8 protein-coding genes are annotated in these 9,106 nt (G+C 62.7%); 4 read left to right on the top strand and 4 right to left on the bottom strand.

Annotated elements, in window-relative coordinates:
* From ACY693_RS09820 to ACY693_RS09810, 3 genes are all read right to left on the bottom strand, one after another.
* On the bottom strand, nt 1-885 hold an 885-nt coding region (locus ACY693_RS09820; protein WP_462321648.1), incomplete at its 3' end, for a PAS domain-containing protein.
* 86 nt (nt 886-971) lie between these two features.
* Nucleotides 972-1,331, bottom strand: a complete 360-nt coding sequence (locus ACY693_RS09815; RefSeq protein ID WP_462321647.1) for a circadian clock KaiB family protein — start codon at nt 1,329-1,331, stop codon at nt 972-974.
* Nucleotides 1,332-1,728: 397 nt separating this feature from the next.
* Nucleotides 1,729-3,948 carry a sensor domain-containing protein gene (locus tag ACY693_RS09810; protein WP_462321646.1) on the bottom strand — a complete coding sequence of 740 codons (2,220 nt, stop codon included), beginning with the start codon at nt 3,946-3,948 and terminating at the stop codon, nt 1,729-1,731.
* A gap of 135 nt (nt 3,949-4,083) precedes the next feature.
* Between ACY693_RS09810 and ACY693_RS09805 the strand changes: the two genes are divergently transcribed.
* From ACY693_RS09805 to ACY693_RS09795, 3 genes are all read left to right on the top strand, one after another.
* The gene (locus tag ACY693_RS09805; protein ID WP_462321645.1) at nt 4,084-5,292 is read left to right on the top strand and encodes an NAD(P)/FAD-dependent oxidoreductase; all 1,209 of its coding nucleotides are present in this window, start codon (nt 4,084-4,086) and stop codon (nt 5,290-5,292) included.
* A gap of 139 nt (nt 5,293-5,431) precedes the next feature.
* Nucleotides 5,432-5,875: an FKBP-type peptidyl-prolyl cis-trans isomerase gene (locus tag ACY693_RS09800; RefSeq protein ID WP_462321644.1), complete on the top strand. Its 444-nt coding sequence runs from the start codon at nt 5,432-5,434 to the stop codon at nt 5,873-5,875.
* A gap of 250 nt (nt 5,876-6,125) precedes the next feature.
* On the top strand, nt 6,126-7,037 hold the full coding sequence (locus ACY693_RS09795; protein WP_462321643.1) for a RibD family protein: 912 nt from the start codon (nt 6,126-6,128) through the stop codon (nt 7,035-7,037).
* A gap of 121 nt (nt 7,038-7,158) precedes the next feature.
* On the opposite strand, the gene ACY693_RS09790 is transcribed toward ACY693_RS09795, so the two are convergent.
* Nucleotides 7,159-7,701, bottom strand: coding sequence for an EF-hand domain-containing protein (locus tag ACY693_RS09790; RefSeq protein WP_462321642.1), 543 nt, complete (start codon nt 7,699-7,701; stop codon nt 7,159-7,161).
* A gap of 284 nt (nt 7,702-7,985) precedes the next feature.
* On the opposite strand from ACY693_RS09790, the gene glnS reads away from it, so the two are divergent.
* The coding region (glnS, locus tag ACY693_RS09785) for a glutamine--tRNA ligase (RefSeq protein ID WP_462321641.1) at nt 7,986-9,106 on the top strand (1,121 nt) is incomplete at its 3' end.

The following is a 9,106-nucleotide window of genomic DNA, read 5'->3' as shown; positions in this document are numbered from 1 at the left end:
AGCACCGACGATAGCATCGTCGCTGTTCCGGATGGGGACCGCCGAGCTGAGGATGATCTTGCGGGTGCCGTCTCGGCACGCGATCACGAGCTCTCTGTTGAGTGTCGTCTCGCCGTTGAGGATGGCGCGCGATGCGACGCAGTCTGGGGGAACGACGCCCTCTTCTAGCTTGTTAAAGCAGGCCCTGCAGTCTTTGAAATGATCGAGCCCCATCTGCTCGGCGCCGCTCCAGATCTGATGCGCGGCCGGGTTGCCGTAGGTGATCTCGCCCAAGTGATCCAAGAACCAGACCCCGATGGGCAAATGCTCAACGATCGACTGGAGGCGTTGCTCACTCTGGCGCACCGCCTCTTCGGCATGCTTCTGCGCGCTCAGATCGGTGACAACGACACAAAAGGCACCCTGCTTCTGCTCCGGTGGCAGCTCGGTCAGTGAGGCCTGACAGGGAATGACAGCTCCGTTCTGGCTGATGAGCCGTAGCTCAAGGCGCTGCTGTGGACGTGGTGATACGGTGTCCAGCCAGGCCTGATAGCTCGCGCGGTCGACCTCGGCGAGATGCTCGGCCAAGGGGGTGCCGATCAGTCTCTCGCGTGGCAGGCCGAGCATCGTCGCCATGCGCGGATTGGCAAAGTAGATATGACCACTGGCGGTCAGTGTCATCGCGCCTTCGCCCATCTCTTCCACCAACAGGCGATAGTCGTGCTCGGCACCTTGCAGCTCGAGCACACGCCCGCCGCGCTGGTCAGTGACGAGCAGGGCGTCGATCTCGCCGGCGCGAATGGCATCGAGCACCGCCTCGGCCTCGTCCAAGCGCTGCTGCAGCTGTTCAATCTCCGCGCTCGCGCTGTTGCTTGAGGTGGGGGCTAAAGAAGAGTTGGCGGTCATGGCATTGAATCTGCCCACATCTGGCTGGAGGCTGCAGGCTCAGATACGGGTTGCGTCTGCTGGGCAGGGCTCGAGACAGTGCAGGGCTAGCTGTTCGTTGCTCCGCTTGACTGGCGCAGATCGAGGCCGATGATGGCGCGCTCGGTGTCGGAGAGATCACCGATGATCTTGCGGATCGGTAATGGTAACCGACGCACGACCGTTGGGATCGCCAGGATCTGGTCGCCCTGTGCCAATTGTGGCTTTTCGAGCAGATCAATGACCTCGATCTGATATTGACCGCGCAGATGGGCCTCGCACATGGTTCTGAGATTTTCGAAGGCAGCCAGTGACTTCGGCGTTTGGCCAGCGACATAGAGCCTAAGCGTCCATGGCTTGGTTGCTCCATCGGCGTTAGCCTGAACCTCGAAAGCTAGGCCGGTGTCCTCATCGGCGGTTGCGCTCATGTTCTGTCCTCCGCCATGTGGCTATTGGGTGCATCGGCGCGGCGTACCGATGCCATTGATGCGCGGTCCTGCAGCGAGTGTGCGCTGCGTTGCTGCTGACGATCGATGAGGTCAAGGATTTCGGACTCTTGTGCTTTAAACGCTTGCCGCATCGCCGCGATCTGCGCGTCAAGCAGGGCGTCTCGGCATACAACGCGCAGAGGGTCCACAGGCGCTTGCTCGGGAAAAAGCGCAGGGCGCTCCCACTCTTTAATGAAGCGTAGTTGGCGTGCGCGCGATTGCCAGCATATCTCGAGCTGGCAAGTGCCTAATAGGACCCAGCGGTGCCTGTTGTTATAGAGGCTGGAGAGCGCGGGCTGAGATTCCCGTTACTCCTCTGTGACTCCTGGCAAGCAGGTCAATCTGGATTGAAGAGGATAAAGACGCCGCGCCCTGCGTCCTTCGCTTGATAGAGTGCGGCGTCGGCCCGCTTCGTCAGCTCTGCGGCATCCTCGAGCCCTGGATCGGGCAGCGTGATCCCGATGCTACTGCCCGAGCGCACGCTGAGGGCGCCAAGCTCGAACTCGCGACCCATGGCCTCGAGAATCCGCGTAGCAAGGCGCTCGGCGTCGCTAGCCTCTTGGATGCCGATCTGAATGACCGCGAACTCGTCGCCGCCAAGTCGGGCGAAGACATCGCTTTCGCGCAGCATCCCCTTGACGCGATCGGCGATGGCGCAGAGCAGACGATCGCCTGTGGGATGGCCGTGCCGATCATTGACCTCTTTAAATGCGTCGAGGTCCATCAGGTGCAGCGCGAAGTGCTCGATGCCGCGGCGGTAGAGCGAGAGGGCGCGCGCTAATTGGTCACTGACCAGGCGCCGGTTGGCTAGACCGGTTAAGGCGTCATGGAAGGCGAGGTAGGCGATTTGGCGCTCATGCTCGAGGCGCTCGCTGATGTCATGAAAGCTGACCACGGCGCCATCGGCCTGGCCACCATGACGGATTGGCGCTGCCTGATACTCGATGGGAAGCTGGCTGCCATCCTGTCGACGCAGCAAGGTGTGCGAGCCATGCCGACCGATCCCCCGCGTCGCAGCTGCATGGAGTGGGCAGGCTTGCTCTTCGAATGCTGTGCCGTCGTCGCGCGCGTGGCGCAACAGCCCATGCGGTGTCTCACCCAAGAGCTCAGCGGCCGGATAGCCGAGCATCGCTGCTGCGGCGGGATTGGTGAAGCTGATGCGTCCTTCAAGGTCGAGTCCGAAGATACCCTCGATGCTGGACTCGAGTAGCAGCCGCGAGCGTTCCTCAGCAAATGCAAGGGCTTCGGCGTCGCGTCGATGTTGAATCGCGACCGCGGCAAGGTCAGCCGCCGAGGCGATCACGGACAGCTCGCTCTCGCTCGGCTCGCGCATCTCGTCGAAATACATCGCGAGGGTCCCTAAGACCTCTCCTCGGTTACCAATGATTGGCTCCGACCAGCAGGCGCGTAGTCGCGTTTGCGCCATCAGATTACGGAACGGCGCCGAATACGGGTGTGTCAGGACGTCGGCGACGATCACACGCTTGCCGGTGCAGGCTGCCGCCCCGCATGAGCCTAGCTCGGCATGGACCTGAATGCCTTCGATGGCCTCCGAGTAGAAGCTCGGCAAGCTCGAGACGGCGAGTCCGAAGAGCCGGCGCTCCTGTGCATCAAACCGCAGCACGGAGCAGTACATGCCGGGCTCAAGTGATTCGATGCCGCGCGTCAACGTCTCCATGGCCTGTTCTAGCGGTTGGTCTTGGGTGAGCTGCTCCAGGACCTGATTGCGCGCGTCGAGCAGCAATCGGTTGCGCCAAGCCTCGGTCACATCCTGAGCAATCCCTTGCAGCGCGGTGACCTGGCCACTGACATCGAATACTGGATATTCACTGATCCGCAGCCGTCGCAAGGCCCCAGACCGGTGCTTCATCTCGACCTCGAATGGCGGCTGGCGGGCGCCGGCTAGGGCGGCGATGGTGGCCTCTTCGGCTGCCTGGTTGAGCGGATTATCGGTCATTGCCTCCTGGCGAATACCCGCGAATGCGTTGGTTGAGTAACCGAGCACCTGCTCGATGGTCGGGCTGATATAGGCGAACGAGCGATCCGGGAGCTGCCGGTAGAAGATGTAGCCCGTCTCGATAGACTCGACTAGGCTACGGAAATGGGCTTCTCGCTGGACGAGTGCCGCCTGGGCTCGGTTCCGCTCGGTCTGATCTTCACCCATCAGCAGCAGGAGCTGACGACCATCGAGCGTCAACGACATCAGTCGAAGACGCAGGTCGATCACTGCGCCCATCGCGTTGCGGCAACGCACGTTGATCTCATCAGGAGGGCCGGGCGATCGGCTGGCGTCGAGATGCGAAAGGACGTCGGCCTCAGGCTCTAGGAGCCAAGCACTGACTTGGTTGGCAGCTGGGTCATCGGAAGGGAGCCCGAGCCGCTTGGTTGCCCGATCGTTGCAGGCGAGCAGGCTGCGCTGCTCTGCATCGATGATCAGCACCAGGTCACAGGTGCAGGCCATCAGTGCCGAGACGAGCTGCCCCTCGGCAGTCGTTGAGAATACCTGCGCCGGGATCGATTCCTCGTTGCTCAAATCTTCGTGACCGGTGCTATCCATGATCTATCAGTGGGTTTTTGGCGATTCACGCTCGGACGTTACGGCAGTTGCAGCAGAGGCTGCAAGCCTAAACCTAGGATCGGAGTGCAATTAGCCACCATCTGTCGCAGATGACCGAGGAATGAGCGGACTACGATGACGACAGCCTGGGACAATGAGGTGATCGTGGTCGGGGCAGGTCCCGGGGGGAGTGCGACTGCCTATCATCTGGCGAGCGCTGGCATCCGGACGCTTCTGATCGATAAATCGGCGTTTCCGCGAGACAAGGTCTGCGGCGATTGCCTGAGCCCTCGGGCGCAGCATTATCTGGCGCGTCTCGGGCTGTTGGAGCAGGTTGCGGGCGAGTCCCATCAAGCGACGCGGATTCGGTTCCGGGCACCGGCTGGCGCCGAGGCGCAGACGGCGATCACCGGTGCCGGCGCGATGCCGAACCGCACCCTGGTGCTGCCGCGCCGACGTTTCGATCTGCTGCTGCAGCAGCACGCATTGGCCGCCGGCGCCCGCTTCCGGGTTGGCCATGTGCGGGCACTGGCCGCCGGCGGTGGGGTCGAGCTCGAGGGCGAGAGGCTGCCGGCGCGGCTGGTCGTGATCGCGACAGGAGCAGCGTTGTCGCTGATCAAGCGCACGGCGCTGGCGCCGAGGGGGTCAGTGCACAGCGTTGCGGCGCGCTGCTATCTGGCGCAGCTGCCGCCTCCGGGGCCTGATCTGCGCTTCTTCTTCGATCATCTTCCGTTGCCCGGTTATGCCTGGCTCTTCCCAACCGGTCAGAACAGCGCGAATCTGGGCTATTGGTACAGTGGCGGGGCCGGTATCTCGGCCACCGCGTTGTTGCCAAAGCTGCTGCGAGAGCATCCGATCCTAGCGCCCTTGAGCGGGCCTGCTGTCGACGCCGGCCCAGTCGCTGGCTATCCGATTCGCAGTGATTTCTTGCGTGCGCCGACGCGGGCTGATGGACTGCTCGCGGTCGGTGAGGCCGCTGGCCTGGTCAATCCCTTCACCGGTGAGGGTATCGACTACGCGCTCGAGTCCGCGGAGCGCGCCGCCGACTCGATCCTCATGGCGCTGCGTCGCGGTCCCACCGTTGGGCCGCTGCCGGCATCCGCATTGGCTGGCTATTCGCGCAGCTTGAAGCAGCGCTTCGGCTCGCTGTTCCTGCTCATGGCGCTGGCGCAGCGCCACGCCTTCAATCCCTGGGTCTTCAATCGGCTCTTTGGTCGTGGTGCCGACGGGCAGCGGTTGGTCGACACCCTAATCCAGGTCTGCTTTGGCGCCGCGCCGCCGTCGCGAGTGCTGGCGCCAGTCGAGCTGATCCGGCTGTTGTTATCGCGGCCGGCAGGAGGTTAAGGGCCTATCTGCGGCAACCGAGCCCGGTTTGCGCTCGACGTCAGGCTCGTCTAAGGTGAGCGGAATACGCTGGGGCACGTCCGCGCTGGCATGCTCCTCTCCGTTGAATCCACAGCAAGATCCTAGCGCGAGTATTTCTATGGCTAATTCCCCAATGACCGAGGCAAAGAGCGGCGACACCGTCAAGGTCCACTACACCGGTACCCTGACTGACGGGACCCAGTTCGATTCGTCGCGTGGCCAGGAGCCACTTGAGTTCACGCTCGGCCAAGGCCAGATGATCAGCGGTTTTGAAGAGGCCGTCGTCGGCATGTCCCCTGGCGAGAACAAGACCATCACCCTCGCGTCCGAAGATGCCTATGGCGAGCGTAATGAGGCCATGGTGCAGTCGGTTCCTCGCACCGCGATCCCGCCTGAGATCGAGCTGGCCGAGGGTATGCTGTTGCAGGCCCAGGGACCGGAAGGCGAGACGCTTCGGTTTACGGTCGCTGACTTCAATGATGAGGAGGTGACGGTTGACGGCAATCATCCCTTGGCTGGTCGTGATCTCACCTTTGAGCTCGAATTGGTCCAGATCGCCTAGCCCCATCGCGAGCCAGCAGCGACCAGGTACTGGCCCTGCGCCGGGCGCAGCCCCGCAAGTAGCGGCCTCAGCCGCTTGGGCTGTTCGCCGGGGGCTGTTGGCTCGGGGGCTGGTGACGGCCCTGTCAGCCCTGCGCCTGAACCCCGTGTCCGATGCTGGCGCCTGGCGCGGATCGGTGTGAGCCGCTGAGCCTGTCGGCCGGGTTGGACGGACAGGGGCTTGACCGACAGGGGCTGGGCGGACAATCGGCATGAGCGCTCCGCTGCCCGAGCCTGGGTCGCCAGAGAAACGCCAAGAGCCTTGGCAGGCGTTGCTTGCCGCTGCTAGCGGTGATGTCGCGGTTGCCAAGGCCCATGGTTTGGTACGCGATGCAGCGGGGCGGTGGTGCTGGCAGGTACCGGCATCCAAATCGGCACTTGAGGAATCGCCGGACCTCTGGTCGCTCTATCTGCCCTTTCTCCCCGTCGAGGGGGCTCGGGAGCGAGGCTGGGTCGTCGCCCATCTCGGACAGAGCCTGGATGGCTATATCGCTACTTGCCAGGGTGATGCCTGTTTTGTCACTGGGCCGGAAAACCTCAACCACCTGCACCGGATGCGAGCGCTTGCTGATGCAGTGATCGTAGGCGCGGGCACGGTTGCGCTTGATGACCCAAGATTGACGACGCGACGGGTGCCTGGTCCAAACCCAGTGCGAGTGGTCCTTGACCCGGATGGGCGCTTAACCGCCGAGCGCCGGCTCTTTACCGATGGCAAGGCACCGACCTTGATTGGCCGTTGGAAAGGGCGTGGCGATTATCGCGCTTATGGCCAGGCCGAGATCATCGAGATGCCGAACCTCGGCGGCCCGTCTGACAATCACGACTTCATCGCAGCGATGATCGGTGTGCTCCGGGCACGGGGCCTGCGCAGGCTGTTCATCGAGGGTGGAGGAGTCACGGTGTCGCGCTGCCTGCAGCAAGGGCTGCTGGATCGGCTTCAGATTACGGTTGCGCCGCTGATCATTGGCGAGGGGCGGCGAGGCGTGGCGCTGCCGGCAAGGGCAAGGCTCGCTGATGCGTTAAGGCCCGCGCACCAGCGCTATCCGATGGGCAGTGATGTGCTGTTCGATCTCGATCTGCGGGCTGATGTTGCAACCGAGGCCGGTCCCAGCGCGGAGACCTGAACGCCTGAGCGCTTGTGGGGCTTGGCTCGATGGCTTGTGGCCTGGGCGCTGATGGCTTGCTCGGGCTGCTGGTATTGCCTTCCATGGCGAAGACCTTCCGTGGCGACGAGAGGATGTGGGCTTACTGTTGAGGAGCTGCGTCGCCTTGTTGCTGTTGCTGCATCTGCTGCATCTTCTGCATCTGCTCCTGCATCTGGCGCTGCATGTCGTCGAAGAACACGCTGGCCTCCTCCTTGGTTGCAAAGCCATCGCCGTCCGTGTCCATGCGCTCGAACGACTCAACCGTCGGCTGCTCGAACTCTTCCGGGCTGATCTTGCCATCACCATCTTGATCAAGATTCTTGACGAAGGTCTCGCCTGGATTGGGCATTCCGCGCTCTTTCATGGCCTCCAGCATCTCGGCCGGTACCTGATTGCTGAACGCGGTGCTTGCCTCCTCGACGCTGACAAATCCGTCGCCGTCGGTATCGGTCTCGCTAAAGCGTACCTTCTGCGGCGCGCGTGCCTCGTCTAGGCTGACTTTGCCGTCACCGTCGGTGTCGAGCTGCTGGATAAAGGCATCCGCCGGTGTTGTTGGGGCCGGCTGGGCATCCTGGGCGAAGCTTATGCTGGTCGCGAAGGTCCCAGCGATAGCGCCGGCGATGAGGGAAGAGGCTCTCTGCATGATCTGGCTCCGTAAGTGGTAAACGAGCGAGCTGGTCTCGGCCAATGCGATTAATGGCGGTGCCAAGGGTGCTGGCAATGGCAGCGCCGACGGCGTTGTCGACGTTGCAGGTTGCTGTCTTGAGCATTCGGCATGCCGCCAAGGCTGCGCCGAGCGTCGACAGAGTAGTAGTCCTGGCTTGCGCTGGCAAATGCAGGGTTCAATCCACCGCGGCAAGACAGTATGCTGCTCATTTTTCGCCTGCGGCTGGCTTGCCGGCTGTTTGGGCCTTGGTGCTTTCAACGATGCCTGATCCTGTTTCGACGCCAACCCGTACCCATTTTATCCGCCAGATCGTCGAGGAGGATCTCGCGAGTGGTAAGCATGAGCGCCTGTTCACCCGGTTTCCACCGGAGCCGAACGGCTATCTGCATATCGGCCATGCGAAATCGATCGTGCTCAACTTTGGTCTTGCCGAGGACTTGGGAGGGGTCTGCAATCTGCGCTTCGACGATACCAATCCGGGCAAGGAGAGCCCTGAGTTCGTCGAGGCCATCAAGAACGATGTGCGTTGGCTCGGCTTCGACTGGGGCGGGCAGGTGCGCTTTGCCTCGGATTACTTCGAGCAGCTTTACGGGTTTGCAGTCGAGCTGATCGAGAAGGGCTTGGCCTATGTCTGCGATCTCACCGCCGAGGAGACGCGCGCCTATCGCGGGACCTTGACCGAGCCGGGCCGCGACAGTCCTTATCGCAGTCGGTCGATCGACGAGAATCTGGATCTGTTCCGCCGTATGCGAGCCGGCGAGTTTGCCGATGGTGCGCGCACCCTGCGCGCGAAGATCGATATGGCGTCGCCGAACATCAACCTGCGCGATCCAGTGCTGTATCGAATTCGTCACGGTGTGATTCATCATCAGACCGGCAGCGAATGGTGTCTGTATCCGACCTATGACTACACGCATCCGATCTCGGATGCGCTGGAGGGGATTACCCATTCGCTGTGCACGCTCGAGTTCGAGGATCACCGCCCGCTCTATGATTGGTGTGTCGCCAATGTCTCGGTGCCCTGCCGGCCGCGGCAGATCGAGTTCAGCCGACTCAACCTTGAGTACACGGTGATGAGCAAGCGGTTGCTGACGCAGCTGGTCTCCGAGCAGATCGTTGATGGCTGGGATGATCCGCGCATGCCGACCATCGCTGGGCTGCGGCGGCGCGGCTTCACGCCTGGTGCGCTGCGCGGCTTCTGCGAGCGCATTGGGGTGACCAAGGCCGATAACCTGGTCGAGATGGGCATCTTGGAAAGCGCGATCCGCGATGAGCTCGATGCGACGGCTCCGCGGGCGATGGCGGTACTTGATCCGGTGCGGGTGGTGCTGACCAATCTGCCCGCTGACGCGCCGGAGTCGGTGCAGGCACGCAACCACCC

Source organism: Halochromatium sp., assembly GCF_054919635.1.
The sequence above is the reverse complement of the archived record's forward strand: the minus strand, read 5'-3'. Positions and strand labels throughout refer to the sequence as shown.